The following is a 22,698-nucleotide window of genomic DNA, read 5'->3' as shown; positions in this document are numbered from 1 at the left end:
TCGCTCCGGCGGGTTTTTCGTCTGGCATCGAGCAGATGGTTATTGCTGCTGGAGTTTCAGGATCCTGTTTGCAGCCGGATCCTGCTGCTGTTCGGTCTGCGGCCTAAGCCGTGGCAGCACCTGCTGCAGGAGCAGTCCCGGGTTGAGCTCCAGCGACGGCTGCCCGCGTATCGGCCGGCAGTTCGGATACCGCCCGATCGTGCCTTCCGGGCAGCGCCGCCTGATGATCGGCTGGCATTGGCCATCGATCATCTGCGAGCCCGGAGCGCATTCCGTCTGTTGCCTGGGCTTGCGGCATGCACCGTCGATCACCTCAGTCCCTCGCGGACAGACGCACTCGCCGCGCTTGTTGTGGACCTGGCCGCGGATGTCGCACTGCTCCAACTGCGGCTGCTTGCGCCGGCAGGCATTGCCTTGCACCTCGGTACCCCGCGGGCAGACGCAATTGCCGTCGGCGTCGTGGACCTGGCCACGGATGGTGCACTGCTCGGGCTCCGGCCGGATCGGACGGCAGGCACCGTTGCGCACTTCGGTTCCTCTCGGGCAGACACAGTCGCCATCGGCGTCGTGGACCTGGCCACGGATGGTGCACTGCTCGGGCTCCGGCCGGACCGGACGGCAGGCACCGTTGCGCACTTCGGTTCCTCTCGGGCAGACGCAGTCGCCATTGGCGTCGTGGACCTGGCCACGGATGGTGCACTGCTCGGGCTTCGGCCGGATCGGACGGCAGGCGCCATTGCGCACTTCGGTTCCTCTCGGGCAGACACAGTCGCCGTCCGCGTCGTGGACCTGGCCACGGATGGTGCACTGCTCGGGCTTGTCGGTCCTGACGCATTTTCCGTTCTCGAGCGCCGTGCCGCGCGGGCAGACGCAACGCCCGTCCTCGGTGCGGATCTGGCCTTCGAGCAGCACGCAGCGCTTCGGCGGCGGTGGCGTCGGCAGAACGTTGGTGCCGCCGCCGGTGCACTGGCCGTTGCGGAAGGTGGTGCCTTCCGGGCAGACGCAGCGGCCCGCATCGTTCATGACGAAGCCCGGCGAGCACTCCTTCTTCACCTCATGCGTGATGATGAAGGGGTGGCACGCATAGGCCTTGCCGCGATCGCCCTGCGCATTGGCCGCATCCTTGGACAAGACGTCGCCGCCGCCTTGCACCCGCGTGTCGGGAGAGAGCACGCCGACGCAGTTCTGGCCGTTGACGTCGCCCTGCAGGTTGGCCAGGCGGCCGTCGTCGGGAATGACCACGGTGACATGATGCGACCGGCTTTCACCAGCGCCGAGCGACAGGTTGGCGATGCAGGACAGCGGCAAGGTTGCCGGCTCGGGCGAACAGCCGAAAGGCGGATCGATCGAGGTGATCTCGACACCGTTCAGCCGGCCGAGGCCTTCCACGCCAATCGCATCACCGATGCGGACCGGACCGGAGAAGGGGCTCGTCCCATCATTTGATATGGTTATGTCGAACGAGCAGGGCTGGCCGAGCCTGCATTCGCGGTCGCCGGTCTTTTCGACGCGGATGGTCGAAGAGCCGCCGCCCTTGGCGCAGGCCTGGCCGATCGGATAGACGACGTCGTCGCCGGGCGCCGGCCCGTAGGAGCCGCGCGCGCAGTTCTCGAACTCGCCATTCGCCGAGACCGTCACGTCGAAGTGGCGGCTGGTTCCGGGTGTCATGACGGCACCGGGAATCTTGCAGGACAGCGCACTGGCAGGCACCGGTCCGCATGCCCATTCCGCGCCGTCTGGAGTGACGGTCTGGATCTGGACGGGTGCACCGCCGGCCACCAGCATGGCGGCATCGTTGACCCGCACCGGACCGGTGGGGGCAGCGGTGCCAAGGCTGATGACGGTGATGCGGCAAGAGACGAACGCGGCACCGGCGAGCGAGCCATTGCAGACCTTGGTGATGCGCAGGGTCGGCTTGCCGCCATTGGGATGACGGAAGCGTTCCTTGGCGCAGGCCCTGTTGTTGGTGAGGTCGACCTCACCGGGGATGGGCTTTACCGCCGCGCAGTTCTCGACCGTGTCCGACTGGTAGCCGGCCGGCATCACCGCCTTGACGACGATCGGCGTCGAGGCGCCCGGAGGCAGCGAGATGCCTGCATTGTCGCAGCGGAACTGGCCAGGACCGTTCGGTCCGCATGTCCAGGGCGGGCTCGGCCCGAAGGTCGAGGAGGCCGGCGCGCCGCCTGGGTAGTTGTCGATGACCGTCAGCGGTCCATTGTAGGTGGCGCTGCCGTTGTTGATGATGTCGATCACGAAGTAGCAGATGCCGTCGGCCGTGCAGACCGGGACGCGGGCACGCTTCTTCAGGATCAGGTCGACCTTCTTCTCCACCGGCGGCTGGCAGTCGCGGTCGCGATCGCCACGGCGGCAGATCGGGATCGAGGCGCAGCCACGGTCGTTCGACTGGCTGCCGAACAGCGGCTTGCCGCTGGCGCCATAATTGTAGGTGGCGCAGTTGCGCAAGCTGCTGCCTTGCCAGCCTCCAGCCGGCTTGAAGCCGAGCTTGAGATCGACGGAGGCGCCCGGATTGAGCGTGGTCACCGGATGGGTGCAAATCATCGGGGTGGTGCCGGGTACGCAGACCCAGGGCGGATTGGGCCCTGAACTCAGCGTCGAACCGGCCGGCAGCGTCACCTCGTCGAGCACGATCTTGCCGTTATAGGGCGCGGTGCCGACATTGGTGACCCTGATGGTGAAGTCGCAGCCGCCGCCCATCGTGCAACGGGTCACGTCGGCGCGTTTCTCGACCTTGAGGTCCGGCTCCTTATCCCTAGGCGGGCACTTCTGGTCACGCGGAATGACGATGTCGATGGTCTGCGTGCAGCACAGCCCCCAACCCTCCTTCGGGCCGGCATAGGTTTCGATGCCGGTGACGATGAGGTGGATGACGTCGCCGGGCGATGCGCCGACGATCTTCCAGTTGAGCACCCCGCCCCCCGCCGGCACCAGTTGCGTATCGGGAATGATGGTGATGCCTGGGGTGGTCGTCGAGACCTGGACCCACTTGCCGCCCATCTCCGAGCCTACCGGCATGTGGTAGATGAAGGCGCCGCCGCCTGGCACGCAATCGACCGTGCCGCGTTCGACCTTGAAGCATTCCTTGCCGGGAGGTGGCGGTGGCGGGTTGCATTTGGTGAGATCGATCTTGATCGACGTCTTGGCGCCGGTCTTATAGTCGCCGTCGTCGGGTTTGCCCGGATCCTGCGACGGGATGATGGTCCCGGTGCCGGTTCCGTTGGTCACCTTGATCAGACCCTGGTTGTCGACGATGGTCGGCGAGGGAAACGCCGCATGGTCGATCTTGGCGGTGATCTTGAAGGTGATGACGCGTTCATTCGGCGCGCCCGAGCCGTCGAGGTCGGAGGCGGAAAACCGGAAATCGGAAACCGTCGCCGTGTCGTTGGGACCCGCCGAATTGCTGATCGTGGCGCCCGGCAGCGGTCCGCCGGAGGAATCCGTGCCGTCGCCGGAGACGTTGACATTGACGACGGCAAGGCCGTGCGGGAGCTGGTCCTTGAACTCGATCCTGAGCTTGTTGAGCCTGGCCTCGAGACCTGGATCGGCAAAGCCCTGCGGATCGCCGCGCAACCCGAAGTTCAGCGAATAGACGACATAGTCGCAGCCTCTTTGCGTGCCCGTCTTGGTGAAGAAGGGCACGATCCGGTCCGGCCGCGGGTTGATGATGCGCGAATTGTCGAGGTCGAGCCTCAACTCCGGGGTGATCGGGGCGGAGTCTTCCGCAAGGCTGTGCAGCGGGGTCAGGGCGGCGACCGCGATACCGGCCGCCATCAGCCAGCGCGCACCGCGCCTGGCGAGTGACAGGGGTTTCATGATCGTCTCCATGACGGTTTTTTGAGGGGTCGCGGGTGAGGACGGGGCAAGAATGTTCATCTTCCCCTCCTCAACGTTCGCAGCTGACGGCTGGGGTACGGAGCGGCAAGGTCATCTTGCAGCAAGGGTAGTAGCCACCCTTGTCCTTGTCGGATTGCCTGTAGAAGCAAAGCCCGACATCCACTCTGTCGCCCGGATAATGGCCGGTGATGTCGATCGTGTACGGCTTGCCCGGCGCGTGCGACTGGAGTGATGTCACCCCGACGCCTGGCGTCCTGGATTGGGCCTTGATCGAATCGCCGCCGAAGCCGGCATGGTCATGGAGGTAGAGATCGGCCTCGAGCCCGCGCGGCGTGCAGAAATACCGCACGTCCTCGACATCGAGGCAGGGAGGCAGATTGCCGGGCGGTGGGAAGTCCGGCGGATAGAAGGGGGGCAGGTAGCCGCCCGGGATTTCCTCATAATAGCCGGCGCGACCCTCGCAGGGGTGCCAGACGGCGACGTCGCCGACATGGCCTTCCACCTCGGGGTCTTCGAAATAGCCGTCGAAGTCGACGAACCAGGAGCCGAAGGGCGGCACATTGGCCGGCTTGACCAGTTCCTTGGGCGTGATCTGCACGCCGTGCACGGCGAGCGGTCCGCCGGCGGCGAGTTTCTCGGCAAGAGCCGGATTGTCGCGCAATTTGTCGCCGGTGTTGACCAGCGTCTGGGTGCAGACCGAGGTGTCGAGATTGCCGTCGGCGTCGTAGCCATATTGCAGGTCGAGGCCGCCGGCCGATTGCCGGTTGGCCTGCGGGAAACCGACCGCATATTCCTGCGGCGCTTCCACCCAGACCGATTCCGTCTCCGGATCGTCGGGGTTTTCACGCCAGTAACGGATGACCTCGCCCTTGCCGGAATCGGCGAACTGGCTGTAATCGTATCGGTTTTCGACCGGGCCGCGCTGGGCCAGGTACATGAAGCCGCTGTTATCGAAGGCGATGTCGGTGACGGCGTAGTCCTTGTCGGCCATGACCGTCAGTTCCCAGCGCGGGTCGCCGGCGAAGCTGCCGTCGCGGGCAATGCCCACCGACCAGATTTCTGCCTTTTCTCCAACCGAGTAATAGAGCCGGCCGCCATGATAGGAGACGGCCCAGACGCGGCGTTCGTCCTGCGTGTAACCCCAGGTTTCGGGATCTTCGCTGTCGAAGGCGGCACCTTGGATGTCCATCACCGCGCCATCGTCGGCGGCGGGAGCCAGCCCGTGCGCCGGGCGCCCTGCAACACCATGGTCGAAGGTGTCGATCAGTCTGCCGCCGGCGTCGATGCGATGGACGAGGCCGGTGTCGAGGTCGGAAGCGAAGAACTGGCGGTGGATCGGATCGAAGGTGAGATTGCCGATGCCGGGACCGCTGTTGGTGTCGATGTCGGCGAATTTGGCGACCTGGCCGGTGATGCCGTCGATCTTCCAGACGGTGCCCGGCCCGCCGCCGTTCTCGGTGCCGAACTGGCCCTCCATGAAGGTGGCGCCCGCCATGCCGCGGCGCTGCCGCTCCGGCCTGCCGTCCTCGTCGGTATCGGGCGTGACGATGCGGATGCCGTGCAGCGAGCTGGCGCCGGCATAGAGGTTCGGAATGCCCGACGGGACGCCATCGCGCACGCCGTCATCATAGGTGAGGCCGAACACCTGGCCGATCTGGCCTGATGTCACCTCGAAAGGCGGCGGCGTGAAGACGAGCTGGCCCGAGGCCGGCCCGCCGAGATGCGAAACGTCGAACACGCGCAAGGTGGCGCGCGTGGTGTCGATGAAGGTTTCGTCGACGGGATCGACGCCGGGCGGCAGGCCCCCTTTTTCGGAATCAGGGGGGTCGAAATTCGGAATGATGGTGCCGGAAAATCCGGTAACCGCCATCGAACCGGGATAGATGATCTGGGTTTCCTGCGCCTTTGCGGCACCGCCAAGCCACAGGCCCGCGCCGAGCGCCAGCGCCAGCAAGCCGCCTGCGTGGACGGCGCGGCGCAAACGGCCCTCACGAGAATATGTCAAAGAAGACACGCGCGTGCCGCGGACGCGAGACATGAAGCTACCCCCGTTAGCCACGGGAGAAACATCCGGCGTTGCCGCGCAAATCAGGGCAAGGCGCGGTGGTCCGGCACGTTTTTCCCTGATCGAATTGTCTGCTTTCCTCACGGTTACGTTACTACCGCTCTTACGCTGGGTCAACGGAATCAGCGGGAAGCCCAGCGCATCGACCCCATCCCGAAGGCGGTGGTCACGCCGAGCTCCTGTTGTTCCCGCGGACCTCGGAGCCTCGGGGTTGCTGGTCATGGAGGGCTTCCTTTCCGGGCCGCACCATGCGGCGCCTGGACATCAGTCGCGGGCGGAAGCGGAAAGGTTCATCGTCGGCGGGCCGGCTTACCGGCGCTGCCGTCTTCTGATAGCATCCGCGCAGCCCTTTGGGCACGCCTTGGGGGGCATCATGACAAGCAAGCGCTCTGTTCTGCTCCTGGCGACGCTTTCACTTTTCGCGTTGCCAGTTCATGGTTCGATGGCCAAAACCTTGGTCTATTGCACGGAGGCCAGTCCGGACACGTTCGACCCGGCTCTCGCTTCCGGTACCCGTGACGCCTCCGCCACGGCGCTCTACAACCGCATTGTCGAGTTCGAACCCGGCACCACCAAGGTGCGTCCCGGCCTGGCCGAGAAATGGGAGATCTCGGACGACAGCCTCACCTACACCTTCCACCTCAGGCACGGCGTGAAGTTTCATACCGTCGATGGCTTCACGCCAAGCCGCGATTTCAATGCCGACGACGTGCTGTTCACCTTCGAGCGCCAGGCAGACGCGCAGAACCCGTTCCATAACTATGCCAGCCGCCCCTATGGCTATTTCGACGGCATGGGCATGCCGCGCCTCGTCGCCAGTTGGCGCAAGCTCGACAACTACACCGTCGTCATGACGCTCAAGGCGCCTCATGCGCCGATGCTTGCCAATCTGGCGATGGACTTTGCCTCTGTTGTTTCCAGGGAATATGCCGACAGGCTGCTGGCTGAAAAGCGGCCGCTCGACCTGGCGACAAAACCGGTCGGCACGGGTCCGTTCCAGCTTGTCGACTACCAGCAGGATGCGGTCATCCGCTACAAGGCCAATCCCGATTATTGGCGCGGCCGGCCGAGGATCGACGACCTCATCTTCGCCATCACCACCGATGCCAGCGTCCGGCTGGAGAAGCTGCGTGCCGGCGAGTGCGATGTCATGCCCTATCCCAATCCCGCCGATCTGGCGGCGATCAAGACGGCGCCCGGCATCAAGGTCATGCAGCAGGAAGGACTGAACACCGGATACCTCGCCTTCAACACGTTGCAGAAGCCGTTCGACGATCCAAGGGTCAGAAAGGCGATCGACATGGCAATCGACAGGAAGGCGCTTGTCGACGTCGTCTTCCGGGGCACCGGTGACATCGCGCGCAATCCGCTGCCGCCGACCTCCTGGGCCTATGACAAGACCACGCCAGATCCTGTTTTCGATCCCGATGCCGCCAGGCAGGCATTGACTGACGCCGGCATCAAGGATCTGCACATGAAGGTCTGGGCGATGCCGGTGCAGCGCCCGTACAATCCCAATGCCCAGCGCATGGCGGAGATGATCCAGTCGGACCTGGCGCGGATCGGCGTCACCGTGGATATCGTCACCTATGAATGGGCCGAATATCTTGCCCGCTCCAAACCGGTCGACCGCGATGGCGCCATGCTGTTCGGTTTCACCGGCGACAATGGCGACCCCGACAATTTCCTCTCGGTGCCGCTCGGCTGCGCCGGTGTCGGCGCCACCAACCGCGCCAACTGGTGTTTTCCTGCCTTCGACGATCTGCTCCGGCAGGCAGCCGGGATCGTCGACCCCGATGCCCGCATGAAGCTTTATGCGCAGGCACAGGGGATATTCCGGGAACAGACGCCATGGGTGGTCATTGCCCATTCCGTGGTGTCGATACCGATGCGCGAACGGGTCCAGGGTTACGTCATGGACCCGTTCGACCATCACGACTTCTCGAATGTCGACATCAGCGAGTAGCGGCATAGCCATGCGAGCCGGTCTCGATGTCGCCGATCTCGATGTCTATGTGGAGAGCCTGGGCAATTTTCGTTCGGGAGAGGAGTATTCCATCCAGTCGCTGCTGCCGCGCCTGGAGCAGGCAGGGATGACGGTGCGCGTGCTCGATCGTCCGGCGCGGGAGCATCTGGCGCCGGCGGCGCTGCTGCACATCGACCTGACCGATGTGCCACACCTTTACCACGACATCGCCCGACGCTACGCGCGCACCATCAACGGCCATGCCCTGTCCATCCACCGGCAGCTCTATTCATCGCTCAGGATCGGTGCCGGCGACGGCCATTCCGGCCCGGTCATCGTCAAGACCGTTCTCAACAGCAGGGGCCGGCCCGAACTGCGCTGGCGGCAGTATCGCAACGGATGGACGCGGGCGATGCATTTCGTCCGCAAAACCGCCGATCCCGGGTACAAGGAACGGCTGTGCCCCCGCTACCGCGTCTACGACACTTTGGCGCAGGTTCCGCCCGAGGCCTGGGGGGACGAGCGCCTGATGGTCGAAAAATTCGCCTTCGACAGCCTCGACCTGCCGATCGTCAAGCACCGCTACATGTTCCTTCTCGGTGCCGAAGTGAACATGCGGCAGACCTATAACGACGTTCTCTGCAAGGGATCGGAGATCATCAGCAATGAGATCGGCGGCGCCGTTCCGCCCGAGGTGAGGGCGGTCAGGGAGCGGCTGCGTCTCGATTTCGGCGCGATCGACTATTTCATTGTCGACGGCAAGGGCATCGTCGTCGACGCCAACAAGACGGTCGGCTCCAACCCGGAATGGCTGAAGAAGAACCGATTCCGCCAGGAATTCAACGACCGCATGGTCGAAGCGCTGATTGAATTCGTGCGCGGTTGAACCCCGCGGCAACCGGGGAGCCCGGCTCGGCCGGGGTTGATCGGCGGTTGGCGCGCGACCTCGGCCCGGCGGCCTTCGACAGGGCAGCGCGCCCGTGTCCGCTCCCGGCCGGCCAGGGCGATCGTTTTGCCTCCGCCTGCGACGATCGTGGAAGCGTTGCGCAGAATGCTTGCGCGCGATGCTGCCTGTTCTTATATACGCGCCAAGCCGTTCGACGCCGGAATGCCGGTTGCCGGAACGGAATTTCTTGTGAACAGGGGCTTTCGTCGGAACGCCTTACCGGGTCCTGAGAGCCTGCTTAGCGGAGAGACTAGAAAAATGGCAAAAGTAATCGGTATCGATCTCGGCACCACCAACTCCTGCATCGCCATCATGGATGGCAAGGAGCCGAAGGTAATCGAGAATGCGGAAGGCGCGCGCACGACGCCCTCCATCGTCGCCATCTCGGGCGACGGCGAACGTCTGGTCGGCCAGCCGGCCAAGCGCCAGGCGGTCACCAATCCAGAAAACACCATCTTCGCGGTCAAGCGCCTGATCGGCCGCCGCTACGACGATCCGGTGACGGAGAAGGACAAGAAGCTTGTCCCCTACAAGATCGTCAAGGGCGACAATGGCGATGCCTGGGTCGAGGCCGGCGGCAAGAAGCAGTCGCCCAGCCAGATCTCGGCCATGATCCTGCAGAAGATGAAGGAAACGGCGGAAGCCTATCTCGGCGAGAAGGTCGAGAAGGCGGTCATCACCGTTCCGGCCTATTTCAACGACGCCCAGCGCCAGGCCACCAAGGACGCCGGCAAGATCGCCGGCCTCGAAGTGCTGCGCATCATCAACGAGCCGACGGCCGCGGCACTTGCCTACGGCCTCGACAAGAAGGAAGGCAAGACCATTGCCGTCTATGACCTTGGCGGCGGCACGTTCGACATTTCGGTGCTCGAAATCGGCGACGGCGTGTTCGAGGTGAAGTCGACCAACGGCGACACCTTCCTCGGCGGCGAGGACTTCGACATGCGGCTGGTCGAATATCTGGCGGCCGAGTTCAAGAAGGAACAGGGCATCGACCTGAAGAACGACAAGCTTGCCCTGCAGCGCCTCAAGGAAGCGGCTGAAAAGGCCAAGATCGAGCTGTCGTCGACAACGCAGACCGAAATCAACCTGCCCTTCATCACCGCCGACGCGACCGGCCCGAAGCACCTGACGCTGAAGCTGACCCGCGCCAAGTTCGAAAGCCTGGTCGAGGATCTCGTCCAGCGCACCATCGAGCCCTGCAAGGCGGCGCTCAAGGATGCCGGCCTGAAGGCTGGCGAGATCGACGAAGTGGTCCTGGTCGGCGGCATGACCCGCATGCCCAAGATCCAGGAGATCGTGAAGCAGTTCTTCGGCAAGGAGCCGCACAAGGGCGTCAACCCGGACGAGGTCGTCGCCTTGGGCGCCGCCATCCAGGCCGGCGTGCTGCAGGGCGACGTCAAGGACGTGCTCTTGCTCGACGTGACGCCGCTGTCGCTCGGCATCGAGACGCTGGGTGGCGTGTTCACGCGGCTGATCGAACGCAACACGACGATCCCGACCAAGAAGAGCCAGGTGTTCTCGACCGCCGAGGATTCGCAGTCGGCCGTCACCATCCGCGTCTTCCAGGGTGAGCGTGAAATGGCCGCCGACAACAAGCCGCTCGGCCAGTTCGACCTGGTCGGCATTCCGCCGGCCCCGCGCGGCGTGCCGCAGATCGAGGTCACCTTCGACATCGACGCCAACGGCATCGTCAACGTTTCGGCCAAGGACAAGGGCACCGGCAAGGAGCACCAGATCCGCATCCAGGCCTCGGGTGGCCTTTCTGACGCCGACATCGAGAAGATGGTGAAGGACGCCGAGGCCAATGCCGATGCCGACAAGAAGCGTCGCGCCGTGGTCGAGGCCCGCAATCAGGCCGAGGCGCTGGTGCATTCTTCCGAGAAGTCGCTGAAGGAATATGGCGACAAGGTCTCGGAAGCCGAGCGCACGGCGATATCGGATGCGATCGCGGCACTGAAGACCGCTGCCGAGGGCGACGATGCGGCCGACATCGAGGCCAAGAGCCAGGTGCTCGCCGAGGCTTCGATGAAGCTTGGCCAGGCCATGTACGAGGCCTCGCAGAAAGAAGCCGCGGAAGCCGACGCCAAGGCGGATGCCGCCAAGGACAGTGACGTGGTCGATGCCGATTTCGAGGAAATCGATGAAGACGACGACAAGAAGAAGTCGGCCTGAGCCGCCTGACGGCAAGATAATGCGGAAAGCCCGGCGCCAAGCCGGGCTTTTTTGCAACCCTCGCTGAAAAAGTGCGGGGCCCTGCTGAAAAAATGACAGAAAAACCCGGACAGGCGCACGCCGGCCCTAGCATCCGGGCAGCACCGCTCCTAAATCGAGGCAACGTGCCGGCAAACGACGCAATATATGCCTCAAGACGTTGAATATCCGGACTGCGGGAAAAAATGAAAGCTGATTTCTACGAAACGCTGGGCGTCCAGAAAGGCGCCGACGAGAAGGAGCTCAAGAGCGCTTTTCGCAAGCTCGCCATGCAGTTCCATCCCGACCGCAATCCAGGCGATCATTCCTGCGAGCACAAGTTCAAGGAAATCAACGAAGCCTACGAGACGCTGAAGGACCCGCAGAAGCGCGCGGCCTACGACCGCTTCGGCCACGCCGCCTTCGAACAGGGCGGCATGAATGGCGGGGCGCAAGGCTTTGGCGCCGGCGGTTTCGCCGATATCTTCGAAGACATTTTCGGCGACATGATGGGCGGCCGCCAGCGCCGCTCGTCGGGTGGCCGCGAGCGCGGCGCCGACCTGCGCTACAACATGGAAATCTCGCTGGAAGAAGCCTTCGCGGGAAAGACGGCGCAGATCCGCGTGCCGGCCTCGATCTCGTGTTCGGAATGCTCCGGCAGCGGCGCCAAGCCGGGCACCCAGCCCGTCACCTGCTCGATGTGCAACGGCCACGGCAAGGTGCGCGCCACGCAAGGCTTCTTCTCGATCGAACGCACTTGCCCGCAATGCCAGGGCCGCGGCCAGACGATCAAGGATCCGTGCCCGAAATGCGCCGGCCAGGGCCGCGTCACCGAAGAACGGTCGCTGTCGGTCAACATCCCGGCCGGCATCGAGGACGGCACCCGTATCCGCCTTGCCAATGAGGGCGAGGCCGGCTTGCGCGGCGGGCCGTCCGGCGACCTCTATATCTTCCTGGCGGTGAAGCCGCACGAGTTCTTCCAGCGCGACGGCGCCGATCTCTACTGCAAGGTGCCGATCTCGATGACGACCGCCGCCCTTGGCGGTTCCTTCGAAGTGACGACGCTGGACGGCACGCAGACCAAGGTGAAGGTGCCGGAAGGCACCCAGAACGGACGCCAGTTCCGCCTCAAGGGCAAGGGCATGCCAGTGCTGCGCCAGCCCAATGTCGGCGACCTCTACATCCAGACCGCGGTCGAGACGCCGCAGAACCTGTCGCGCCGCCAGCGCGAACTGCTGGAGGAGTTCGAACAACTCTCCTCGCAAGACAATTCGCCCCAATCGAGCGGCTTTTTTGCCCGCATGAAGGATTTCTTCGAGTCTTTCGGCGAGCGTTGATAGGCGACAAAAGCTATCTTATCCACGCCATGCGTGTTGCGGCGCCTTGCCTTGCGCCGCTCAGGTGTTAAGTAGCTTGCGGGGGAAGCGCTGAGGAGAGCTTGCATGACACGTGGTCCCGGACTGCGGAAGGCGCTGGCCGAAAAGTTCGACGACGAGCTCAAATTCTTCAAGGGCTGGATCGACAAGCCGAAGACAGTCGGCTCGATCGTTCCGACCAGTTCGATCACCGCCCGCAAGATGGCCTCGATCGTCAATCCCAAGTCCGGCCTGCCGGTGCTCGAAGTCGGCCCAGGCACCGGCGTCATCACCCGCGCCATCCTCGCCCAGGGCGTGCGGCCCGAAAACCTCTACGCGGTCGAATATTCCACCGATTTCGTGCGCCATTTGCGCCAGCTCTATCCCGGGGTCAACGTCATCGAGGGTGACGCCTTCAACCTCAACGCCACGCTTGGCGAGAGGAGCGGGATGATCTTCGATTCCGTCGTTTCGGGCGTGCCGTTGCTCAACTTCCCGGTCGCCCAGCGCATCGCCTATATCGAAAGCCTGCTCGACCGCATCCCGGCGGGCCGCCCGATCGTGCAGCTGACCTACGGCCCGATGTCGCCGATCCCGGCCGGGCGCGGCGACTACACGGTCAAGCATTTCGATTTCATCTTCCGCAACATCCCGCCGACGCAGCTGTGGATTTACCGAAGGGAAGGATAGGGGAATAGGCAGTAGGGAATAGTCAGGAATTGCTCATCTCCTACTGCCTATTCCTCACTGCCTACCCCCTTTGCGAAGCAATGGCCGTGATCCCGAAAATCCTCGTCTTCGCCGGCTCGGTGCGCGGCGGCGCCTATAGCGGCAGGACCGCCGACGTGGCTCAGAAGGAACTTGCGGTGCAGGGCGCCGAAGTGACGCGCATCTCGCTCGGCGACTATCCCCTGCCGATCCTCGACGAAGATCTGGAGAAGGAAAAGGGCGTTCCCGAAAATGCCGTCAAACTCGGCCGCCTGATCATCGCGCATGACGGGCTCCTGATCGCCACGCCGGAATATAACGGCTCCATCCCGCCGCTGCTCAAGAACACGATCGACTGGGTGAGCCGCGTACGCAGGGACCATAACCGGCCGGTCAGGCCGCTTGCCGGCAAGGTTGTCGGCCTATGCTCGTCCTCCAACGGTCATTTTGCCGGCATCCGCTGCATCAACCATCTGCGCGCCGTATTGGTGCGCTGCCAGATGGAGGTGGTGACGCCGGAATGCTCGGTGCCGGAGGGCGGCGACGCCTTCGGCGAGGACGGCCATTTCCGTGACGAAAGACTGCACACATCGATGGAGCATCTATGCCGCACGCTGATCGAAACCTCGCGCCTGCTGTCCACCCGGATCGAGGCGTGACCGTATCCATGCCGGCTCAGACCATGCAGCCCAAGTCTATTCAGGAAAGACTGATCGTCGGCCTCGACGTGCCGACGGTGAGGGAAGCCGAACAGGCGGTGCGTGAGCTGGACGGCGTCGTCTCCTTCTACAAGATCGGCTATCAACTGGCCTTCGCCGGCGGGCTCGACTTCGCCAGGGAGCTGGCCAGCGGCGGGGCAAAAGTCTTCCTCGACATGAAGCTGCTCGACATCGACCACACGGTGGCCAAGGGTGTCGAGAACATCGTCAAGATGGGCATGACCATGCTGACCATCCACGCCTATCCCAAGGCGATGCAGGCGGCAGTGGAAGCGGCACGCGGCAGTGACCTTTGCCTGCTCGCCGTCAGCGTGCTGACCTCGATGGACGAGCAGGACGTGATCGACGCCGGCTATGAATACGACCCGCACACATTGGTGCTCAGGCGCGCCGAACAGGCGCTGCATGCCGGCATGGGCGGCGTCGTCTGCTCGGCCGAAGAGGCTGAAGCGGTGCGCCGCATCGTCGGGCCCAACATGGCGGTGGTGACGCCGGGAATACGGCCGGCGGGCAGCGAGCATGGCGATCAGAAGCGCGTCGTGACGCCGGCGCAGGCGATCCGCAATGGCTCCAGCCATCTCGTCGTCGGCAGGCCAATCGTCGCGGCAAACGACAGGCGGGCGGCGGCGGAAGCCATTCTGGAAGAGATGCGCTCGGCGTAGACACAAGAAGCAGGGAGTAGACGAATGCCCAAGGGATATTGGATCGCCCGCGTCGATGTGCGTGACGCCGAAGGCTACAAGGACTATGTCGCCGCCGCCAAACCCGCCTTCGAGCGGTTCGGGGCGAAATTCCTGGCGCGTGGCGGGGCGCATGAGCTTGCCGAAGGGCCGGGCCGCGCTCGCAACGTCATCATAGAGTTCGAATCGCTGGCGGCCGCACACGACTGTTATCACTCGCCGGAATACCAGCGCGCGGTCGCCATCCGCCAGAAGGTCGCCGACGGCGAGATCGTGCTGGTCGAAGGGGCCTGAGGGCGTCGCGAAGCAGAAGCTGACGTTCAGACGAAGTCCTGCAGGTTCGCTTCCCGTAGCTTTGGCCCGCCGAGCAAGGCCCCGATCAGCTGGTGCTTGAGGGCAAGGCAGTGCGAACGGGCAAGCTTGACGATGCCGGGGACGTCGCTCTTCTCGCAAGCCTGCAGCAACTGCTTCTGCTGTTCGATGATCAGCGGCATGAAATCGCGCGACTTGAAGCCGAGATGGAGCGCTCGTTCCGACTGGTCGAGGATTTGGCTGAGCAGCAGCGCCAGCCGCAAATTGCCGGACAGTTCGGCGATCGCCAGGCGAAAGGCGCGGTCGGCGGCGAGGAAGGCAACCGGGCTGCGCAGCGTCTCGGGCTTCAGCACCTTTCTCGCCGCCAGCCGGATCTCGTCCAGCCCCCGCCCGGTGATCCCCATGGTGGCGACCCTGAACACTTCCGGTTCGACGAGGCCTCGGACGTCGAAGATCTCGTTGACGTCGCGCAAGGTCAGAGTGGTGATGACGTAGCCCCGGCGCGGCTCGCTCCTGACCAGACCTTCCTGCATGAGGCGGGCGAGTGCGGAACGGATCGTCGCCTTCTTGATCCCGTAGCGGGCCTCGATCTGTTTCTCGGTCAGCGCTTCGCCGGGCGACAGGACGCAAGCGACGATGTCGCTCTTCAACTGCTCGTAGGCCTGCTCGCTGCGCAGCAAATCCGCCGTCGACGGCGCGGTTGTCCCGCTTGGCGGTGCGATCGATTTAGGTGGCTTGGCTTTGGTCGACTTCATGCTTTTCTCGCGTCGCGTCGGCATTGACTCGAATTGGCCATCTTAGCTATTGTTTCTGAGCATCTCAGACAGGAGCTGTAGAATGCCTCTATCCGCCGACTCTCCTCTCTACCCCGCCATCAGCGATATCGTCAACGCGGCGGCAGGTGCCGATCCCTTCGGTCAGGTCAAGGCCGTGCTCGGCGACTACACCAAGCGCTTCCACGCACTCGGCCGGCTCGTTCACGAAGAGGACGATGACGAGCTGTTGCTGCACGCGAGCCCCAGGCTGACGATCTACCACATCACGCTTTCGCCCGGCGTGCAGTATCCGCCGCACAACCATTTGATGGATGCGCTGGTCGGCATCTATTGGGGTGGCGAGACCAACTTCATCTACCCGCTCGCCGGCGACCGGGTCGATGAGCCCGAGCGGCAGGACTTTTCAGCGCCGGCGCTGGTGCACATGTCTTCCAGCACCATTCACTCGGTCGCCAATACAGGCAGCACCCGCTCCGGAGCCCTGCACGTCTATCTGGGCGATCTGCCGGGCACCAGCCGGCAGCTGTGGAGCCTGGCCGACAAGCGGCCGGAGCCGTTCGACAACATCCGCTACATGGCCGGCGCGCGACCCATCGGGCAATCGACGGTCGAGCCCGAGTAAACCACCAGCGCCGCACAGGAGAGGCCTGTCGGCGGCAAGACTTTCATCGGTCTTTTCAGCGGTGTAATCACTGACATTCGATATTGGCCGAAGCCTCTAAACTTCGTCATCCCTGGGCGAAGCAGGAGCAAAGCTCCGTCGCGGAGACCCTGGGATCCAGGCCGGGACCATAGTCGTGAGCGCTACGGAGCAGAATTCTGCACCGCAGTGTCGCCTTGAAGTCGCGGCATGGATCCTCGGTCTGCACTGCGTCGCTTCGCTCTTTGCTCCGCCCGTGGATGACGAAGCGATGGATGTTTCTGCCAATCGCCAATGCATGAGATCTGTCAATCCAAGCGATCGTCAAACTCATGCGCCGAGACACTAACTGGCCAGCCGGCTGGCAGCGGCTTCGGCCATGGCATCGGCAAGACCCAGGCCCCATTGCGACCGGCAATAGGCGCGGAAATCGAAGCAGGGCAGGCCGGGGCAGACCTCGAATTCGATCAGGTGGAGCGTGTCGTCGGCCTCGACCCGCAGGTCGACGGAAAACACGTCGCGCAGGCCGAGCCCGCTCATCAGCCGCCCGGCGATCGCACGGATCCCGGCGTCGGCCGCCGGCTGGACGTCGGCAACGGCAACGAGTTCCGGTTCGGCATAGAGCCCCGCCGCCTTCGCCGCCGCGCCGGTTTCGCCATAGAGCGCCAGGCTGTCGGCCATGGTCTGGAAATCGGCGCCTGAATCGACAAAGGCGATGCCCAGCGCCTCGACGCCAGCTTCCGGCGTCAGCCCAAGGAAGGAGGCGCGCACGTTGCGGCCGGCGACATAGGGCTGGACCACGACATCGTCGCGATAGGCGGCGAAAACACGCCGACTAAGCTCCAGCGCGTGGCCGAGATCGCTGCTGCGCGAATCCGGCCAGATGCCGATCTTGGCGCCGAGCCGGTTGGGCTTGACGAACCAGCCGGCGGCGGAAGCCGGCGGCTCGACCAGCCATTGGCCATTGCGCGCAAGACCGGCCTGCGGCACCGGCAGGCCCAACGCGCCAAGCACGGCGCCGGAGCGGAACTTGTCCTGGCAGAGCGCGAACAGGGCATCGTCGGCACCGATCGTCTTGAACCCGCCCAGCCTCGCCAAAGCGGGGGCGGCGCCCCCACGGAAATAGGCGATGCCGTCGGTCAGCGTCCAGACCAGCGTCGTGGCGGGATCCTCGCCGGCAAGCACATGCGCGGCATCGTCGAGCACCACCGGCGTGAAGGACAGGCCGCGCACCCGGCAGGCCTCGTCCAGCGCATCGAATTCCTGGCCAAGGTCCGTCGACTGCGCCAGGTAGGAAGCGATTTCGGCGGCGCGCTCGCTCGCATGGCCATCGGCGACGAGGCGGTCGAAGCAGGCCTTTTCCGGCTCGTGGACAAGGATCAGCCTGGGCTTGGTGCTAGACATAGGACGGACGCTTCCCGGCGGTAGGATCGCCCACCATCGCACTTCAGTCGCAAACGGCTTTCGCGAAACCGACCCGGGCCGGACGCCTGGGTGATAGTAGAAATCAAACGCCCGATCGCCGGGCCTTGCTCAGGCGATCAGAACGCGCGGCTCGAAACGGCCGTTGACGGGAATATCGAGCAGGAAGGTCATGCCGCCCTGCAGGTCCAGCAGCCGCTGCTTCTCGCTCTTGCCCGACCAGGCGGAGGTGACCGCGAGCCGGTCGGCGTTCTTGCCGACGAAGGCCGGGCAGGAGGGCTGGTTCACCGGCATGGCGACCGTGCGGACAAGCTTGCCGTCGGGACCATAAGCCTCGACGACGCTGCCGCCCCAGCAGGCGTTCCACAGGATGCCGTCGCGGTCGAGCACCGAACCGTCGATATAGCCCTTGGCCGAGCGGTGATCGACGAAGATCTTCGGCTCGCCGGCAGGCAGGCCGGTGGCCGGATCGCAGGCGACCCGCATCAGCAGCCCGGTCGAGGTGTCGGTGTAATAGGCGAGCGCGCCATCTTGCGAAAAACAGATCGAATTGGTGACGGTGATGTCCGAGAACAGGCGGCGCAGCTCGCCCTTGAAAAACCAGTAGATGGAGCCGGCACCCTTTTCCTCGCCCTTGCCCATCGTGCCCATCCACAAGGCGCCGCAGGGATGGACGCGCGAATCGTTCGAGCGGGTGACTGGATTGTCGGCCTCGACGGGCGTGTGCAGCGTCAGCTTGCCGGTCGCGACGTCGCGGACATGAAGGCCGGTTTCGGTGGCGATCAGCTGGTGCTTGTCGTCGATGATGGCGATGGCGCTGGCCATCTGGCCAAGCTGGTGGACGATGGTCGCGCCGCCGGACAGATGCTTTTCCAGCAATTGGCCATTGAGGATGTCGAACCAGAACAGCGTGTCGGTGGCAGGATCGTAGCTCGGGCCTTCGCCGAGCTGGCAGACGTGATCGGAAAAAACCGAAACGATCGCTTCGCTCATCATGCGTCTCCGAACACTGCGTCCCAGGCCGCGACCGCGGCGTGCGCACGCACCGCCACCTCGTCGACGCTCATGCCCGGCTTGAACAGGCTGGAGCCGAGGCCGAAGACCGTCACGCCGACAGCCTTGTAGCCGGCAAAGTCCTTTTCCGAAACGCCGCCGACGGCGCCGACCAGCGTCTGCGCCGGCAGCACCGCCCGGATCGCGGAAATGCCTGAGGCCCCCAGCACGCTCGCCGGGAAGAATTTCAACGCCGAAGCCCCCAGCCGGATCGCCTGGAAGGCCTCGGTGGGCGTGAAGACGCCGGGCATGGTGACCATGCCGTAATGCATCGCGCGCGCCATCACCTCGGCATCGATGTTGGGGCTGACCAGCAGCCGCCCGCCGGCCTTGTGCAGCCCGTCGACATCGGCCGGCGTCAGCACCGTGCCGGCGCCGACCAGAGCCGTTTTCGGCAGCACCTGGACAATCCTGGCGATCGACGAGAATGGCTGCGGCGAGTTGAGCGGCACCTCGATCGCCTCGATGCCGGCGTCGAACAGGGCCTGGCCCATGGCGATGGCTTCAGCCGGTTTCAGGCCGCGCAGGATGGCGACCAGCCCGCGCTTGAGTTTTGGAAAGGCTGCGGTCTCGGTCATGCCAAGGCTCCGGTTCTGGCGATCATGCCGTTTTCGCGCGCGGCTTCGATGAGGCCGGCGCGCACGGCTTCGTCGGCGTCGACGGCGCGCACCTCAAGCCCGGCAAGGCCAAGTGCTGCCTGGTAGAGCACGGCAAGCGCGCCCGAGGCAATCAGCACGACGGATGCTGCCCCGGCGCCATGACGGCGGGATGCTGCCCCGGCGCCATGACGGCGCCTGGCCGAAGCGATTTCGCCGCCGATCAGCAGGCCGGACAGGCAGGCCGCGGCATCCTCCGACTTCAGGTCCTGCAGGAGCCCGGCGGCGCGGATGGCAAACAGTTTCGAAGTGACATCGCCGCCCTCGCCAAGCGCCCGTTCGCACCATTGCCGGAAGAACGGACTGTCCACCGCCACCGGAGCCGGATGCTCGCCCAGCGAATGGCGCAGGATCGAGTGCGCAGCAAGCACCGAGAACAGCTCACCGGTCGGCCAAGTGCCGAATCCGGCGACGGCGCCATCCTCGACCTGCACCCATTTCGAGTGCGTGCCGGGCATGCAGACCAGCTCACTGCCCCTGGCCGGCAGGCCGGCGCCGGCAAGCTGTGTTTCCTCGCCGCGCATGACATCCGGCGCGTCGGGCAGGCGCTGGGCAAGGCCGGGAACGATGCGGATGTCGCGGCGCTCGCCTTCGATGCGGGCGGCGCCGCGCAGGATCGCGCCGATCGGTGCCGGCACGGGCACGTAAGCCGCTTCAATCCAGCCCTGACGAGAGCCGGCCATGCCGCAGATGATAACAGGCAACGCTTCAGGCGCGCCCATGGCGGCCAAGTGGCCTTCCAGCACGTTCGAAAAACCCTTTTCGCGCGCCGTGATCAGGCCGTCGTCCCCGCGGCGTTCGGCAAGCACCTTGCCGCTGCCGTCGACCAGCCAGACCCGCATGCGGGTCGTGCCCCAGTCGACGGCGGCCACCGCCGGCGCGTTGCCGACAAACCCTGGGCTCACAGGAAACCTCCATCGACGATCAGCATTTGCGCGGTCAGCATGCGCGAGGCATCCGAGGCCAGGAACAGCACGGTGCCAACCATGTCGTCCGGCCGCATGACCTCCTTGATGCACTGTTTGGCGACATGGGCGGCAAGCGCCTCTTCGGTCACCCAGCGTTGCTGCTGCCGCTCGGTGATGACCCAGCCGGGCGCGACGGCGTTGACGCGGATGCGGTCGGGCCCGAGCTTGCCGGCCAGGCCCTTGGTGAGACCGAGGATGCCCGCCTTGGCGGCGGTGTAGGCCGGCATGTCGGGATGGTTGATCAGATAGGATGTCGAGGTGAAGTTGATGATCGAGCCGCCGCCGGCCCGCTTCATGCCCGGCGCCACGGCCTGCGCGGTGAAGAAATGCGGCCTGAGATTGATTGCCTGGTTGTTGTCCCAGAACTCGACCGTCACGTCTTCGACGGCGTGGCGTTCATCCCACGCGGCATTGTTGATGAGCACGGTGACATCGCCATGCGCGTCGGTGGCCTTCGCAGCCGAGGCCCGCAGCGCCTCGACATCGCGCAGGTCGGTCCTGAGATAGAGAGGCCGCCGTCCGAAATCCCTCTCGATGCGATCGGCAAGCGCGATGCTGGGCTCATCGGCGATGTCGATGAAGGCGACGTTGGCGCCCTGGCGCACGAAACCCTCGGTCAGTGCCGCGCCGATCCCGGAGCCGCCGCCGGTGATCAGCACCGAGGCGCCCTTGAGGTCGGCAAAATCCGCCGATGGCATCATGTCTTTTCTCTCCGCGCTCAATCGGCGCGCATCCTAGCCAGAGACGTCGCGTGGGCAAGGGCGAAAAGGCGGATTCAAGGGCTTATGTCAGACAAAAAGGCGACGGAACCGCGAAGCGGCATCGTCGCATGGTGGGGAATGCCGCTAGCGCCGGTCAGATCGCCTTGGCGCGCAAGGCGCCGCGAAAGGAATCGCGGAGATAGCCGAGCGTGGCATCGGCATCGACCGGCTTGCCGAACAGATAGCCCTGCCCGCCGGCACAGCCGAACTGCACCAGGCGATCGGCTTGCGCCTCCTCTTCAATGCCTTCGGCGACCACATCCATGCCAAGCCCCTCGCACATGGCGAGAATGGCGCGGATGATGTGCTCGGACGGCCGGTCATCGAGAATGGAGGAGACGAAGGCGCGGTCGATCTTGAGCTTGTCGAAATGGAATTCGCGCAGACGCCCGAGCGAGGACTGGCCGGTGCCGAAATCGTCGAGCGAGACGCGGATGCCGACGCGGCGCAGGTCCTCGACGATCTGCGCGGCCGAAGCCGGGTCGTTCATCAGGCCGGTCTCGGTGATCTCGATCTCCAGCCGATGCGGATCGAAGCCGGTGCGGTCGAGGATCGCCAATATGTGCAGGCCGGTGTTCTGGTCGACGAGCTGCGAAGGCGACAGGTTGAACGACAGGAACAGGTCCTTCGGCCAGCTGCGGGCTGCCTCGGTCGCCTTGCGCAGCACCAGCTGCGACAGCGGGCCGATGATGCCGCGCTCCTCGGCGATGGGAATGAAGACGGTCGGCGGCACCGCGCCGAGGTCGCGGTCGGTCCAGCGCGCCAGTGTCTCGAAGCCGATGGTGCGGCGCGTGGTGAGGTCGACGATGGGCTGGAAATGCGGCTCCACCTCGCCGGCCGAGACGGCACGGCGCAGCGCCTGCTCGATGCGGGTGACGCGCTTGGCCGCCTCTTCCATCTCGCGGGTGTAGACGACGACCCGGCCACGGCCGGACCGCTTGGCGTGGTAGAGCGCCGTTTCGGCCTTGTTGATCAGAATCTCGGTGGTCTCGTCGCCCGAATAGAACAGCGAGCAGCCGACCGAGGCCGACAGCCTGGCGGTGCGTTCGCCGACATCGTAGGGCGCCGACAGGATCTCGATCAGCATGCGGGATTTCTCGGCCGCTGCTTCCTCTGAGAACACCAGCGGATAGAGGAAGGCGAATTCGTCGGCACCGATGCGGCAGACCGTCGAGTGGTCGTCCATCGAGGCGCGCAGCCGCATCGCGACCTGGATCAGGATGTCGTCACCGGCCTTGTGGCCGAACAAATCGTTGATCGGCTTGAAGCCGTCAAGGTCGAGGATGCCTACAGTGAAGGGTGCGGGATCGTCGGCACGATCGCTGATCAGGCGATCGACCTTGTCGAAGAAGCGGCGATGGTTGCCAAGCCCGGTCAACGGATCTGTGAATGCCAGATCCGTGCTCTCCCTGTTTGCCTGACCGGTGCCAAACGGAGTTTGCATCGGTGTCCCTGTTTTCTTGACGTCGGAATTTATGTTCGAGACTGGCAGGAAACTCTTTAGGAAACGTATCCCGAAAATCGATTTTTCGCGGCTAAAATGCATTGCCTCCGCGAAGGTGTCCGTGGCGCTTGAAAAGGCCTTTTCTTCACGCCGATTTCAACCAGTTCTTCACGCCGATTTTC

18 protein-coding genes are annotated in these 22,698 nt (G+C 64.6%); 9 read left to right on the top strand and 9 right to left on the bottom strand.

Annotated elements, in window-relative coordinates; genetic code table 11:
* Window positions 1–39: 39 nt before the first annotated feature.
* Window positions 40–3,891, bottom strand: coding sequence for a DUF11 domain-containing protein (locus X741_RS154015; protein WP_023777736.1), 3,852 nt, complete (start codon window positions 3,889–3,891; stop codon window positions 40–42).
* 10 nt (window positions 3,892–3,901) lie between these two features.
* A complete protein-coding gene (locus tag X741_RS154020; RefSeq protein ID WP_023777735.1) occupies window positions 3,902–5,890 on the bottom strand; it encodes a hypothetical protein in 1,989 nt (662 codons plus the stop codon).
* A gap of 400 nt (window positions 5,891–6,290) precedes the next feature.
* Here X741_RS154020 and X741_RS154025 point away from each other — a divergent pair, with 400 nt between their 5' ends.
* From X741_RS154025 to X741_RS154060, 8 genes are all read left to right on the top strand, one after another.
* Entirely contained in the window at window positions 6,291–7,883 is a 1,593-nt protein-coding gene (locus tag X741_RS154025) for an ABC transporter substrate-binding protein (RefSeq protein ID WP_023777734.1), read from the top strand.
* On the top strand, window positions 7,864–8,769 hold the full coding sequence (locus X741_RS154030) for a hypothetical protein (RefSeq protein ID WP_156937877.1): 906 nt from the start codon (window positions 7,864–7,866) through the stop codon (window positions 8,767–8,769). Before X741_RS154025 ends, X741_RS154030 begins: the two co-directional genes overlap by 20 nt.
* Window positions 8,770–9,087: 318 nt before the next feature.
* The gene (gene dnaK / locus X741_RS154035) at window positions 9,088–11,004 is read left to right on the top strand and encodes a molecular chaperone DnaK (RefSeq protein ID WP_013891973.1); all 1,917 of its coding nucleotides are present in this window, start codon (window positions 9,088–9,090) and stop codon (window positions 11,002–11,004) included.
* Between the two features lie 224 nt (window positions 11,005–11,228).
* Entirely contained in the window at window positions 11,229–12,359 is a 1,131-nt protein-coding gene (gene dnaJ, locus X741_RS154040; RefSeq protein ID WP_023765366.1) for a molecular chaperone DnaJ, read from the top strand.
* 105 nt (window positions 12,360–12,464) lie between these two features.
* On the top strand, window positions 12,465–13,067 hold the full coding sequence (pmtA, locus tag X741_RS154045; RefSeq protein WP_013891975.1) for a phospholipid N-methyltransferase PmtA: 603 nt from the start codon (window positions 12,465–12,467) through the stop codon (window positions 13,065–13,067).
* Window positions 13,068–13,147: 80 nt separating this feature from the next.
* The gene (locus X741_RS154050; RefSeq protein ID WP_023777732.1) at window positions 13,148–13,744 is read left to right on the top strand and encodes an NADPH-dependent FMN reductase; all 597 of its coding nucleotides are present in this window, start codon (window positions 13,148–13,150) and stop codon (window positions 13,742–13,744) included.
* 8 nt (window positions 13,745–13,752) lie between these two features.
* Window positions 13,753–14,466 (top strand): orotidine-5'-phosphate decarboxylase, encoded by a 714-nt coding sequence (gene pyrF / locus X741_RS154055; protein WP_023765364.1) that lies wholly within the window; start codon window positions 13,753–13,755, stop codon window positions 14,464–14,466.
* A gap of 24 nt (window positions 14,467–14,490) precedes the next feature.
* On the top strand, window positions 14,491–14,778 hold the full coding sequence (locus X741_RS154060; RefSeq protein ID WP_013891978.1) for a DUF1330 domain-containing protein: 288 nt from the start codon (window positions 14,491–14,493) through the stop codon (window positions 14,776–14,778).
* 26 nt (window positions 14,779–14,804) lie between these two features.
* On the opposite strand, the gene X741_RS154065 is transcribed toward X741_RS154060, so the two are convergent.
* Window positions 14,805–15,551 carry a GntR family transcriptional regulator gene (locus X741_RS154065; protein ID WP_023777731.1) on the bottom strand — a complete coding sequence of 249 codons (747 nt, stop codon included), beginning with the start codon at window positions 15,549–15,551 and terminating at the stop codon, window positions 14,805–14,807.
* Window positions 15,552–15,633: 82 nt separating this feature from the next.
* Here X741_RS154065 and X741_RS154070 point away from each other — a divergent pair, with 82 nt between their 5' ends.
* A complete protein-coding gene (locus X741_RS154070; protein ID WP_023777730.1) occupies window positions 15,634–16,194 on the top strand; it encodes an autotransporter in 561 nt (186 codons plus the stop codon).
* A gap of 363 nt (window positions 16,195–16,557) precedes the next feature.
* Here the strand turns inward: X741_RS154070 and X741_RS154075 are convergent, their stop codons facing one another.
* From X741_RS154075 to X741_RS154100, 6 genes are all read right to left on the bottom strand, one after another.
* Window positions 16,558–17,616, bottom strand: a complete 1,059-nt coding sequence (locus X741_RS154075) for a hypothetical protein (protein WP_023777729.1) — start codon at window positions 17,614–17,616, stop codon at window positions 16,558–16,560.
* A gap of 129 nt (window positions 17,617–17,745) precedes the next feature.
* On the bottom strand, window positions 17,746–18,627 hold the full coding sequence (locus X741_RS154080; RefSeq protein WP_023777728.1) for an SMP-30/gluconolactonase/LRE family protein: 882 nt from the start codon (window positions 18,625–18,627) through the stop codon (window positions 17,746–17,748).
* The gene (locus X741_RS154085) at window positions 18,627–19,265 is read right to left on the bottom strand and encodes a 2-dehydro-3-deoxy-6-phosphogalactonate aldolase (RefSeq protein ID WP_023765359.1); all 639 of its coding nucleotides are present in this window, start codon (window positions 19,263–19,265) and stop codon (window positions 18,627–18,629) included. Before X741_RS154085 ends, X741_RS154080 begins: the two co-directional genes overlap by 1 nt.
* Window positions 19,262–20,248: a 2-dehydro-3-deoxygalactonokinase gene (locus tag X741_RS154090; RefSeq protein ID WP_023777727.1), complete on the bottom strand. Its 987-nt coding sequence runs from the start codon at window positions 20,246–20,248 to the stop codon at window positions 19,262–19,264. The genes X741_RS154085 and X741_RS154090 overlap by 4 nt, the downstream gene beginning before the upstream one ends.
* Window positions 20,245–21,012: an SDR family oxidoreductase gene (locus X741_RS154095; RefSeq protein ID WP_023777726.1), complete on the bottom strand. Its 768-nt coding sequence runs from the start codon at window positions 21,010–21,012 to the stop codon at window positions 20,245–20,247. Before X741_RS154095 ends, X741_RS154090 begins: the two co-directional genes overlap by 4 nt.
* Before the next feature lie 154 nt (window positions 21,013–21,166).
* Window positions 21,167–22,516 carry an EAL domain-containing protein gene (locus X741_RS154100; RefSeq protein WP_023777725.1) on the bottom strand — a complete coding sequence of 450 codons (1,350 nt, stop codon included), beginning with the start codon at window positions 22,514–22,516 and terminating at the stop codon, window positions 21,167–21,169.
* Window positions 22,517–22,698: the final 182 nt, after the last annotated feature.

This window comes from Mesorhizobium sp. LNHC221B00 (assembly GCF_000502935.1).
Taxonomy (GTDB): domain Bacteria; phylum Pseudomonadota; class Alphaproteobacteria; order Rhizobiales; family Rhizobiaceae; genus Mesorhizobium; species Mesorhizobium opportunistum.
The sequence above is the reverse complement of the archived record's forward strand: the minus strand, read 5'-3'. Positions and strand labels throughout refer to the sequence as shown.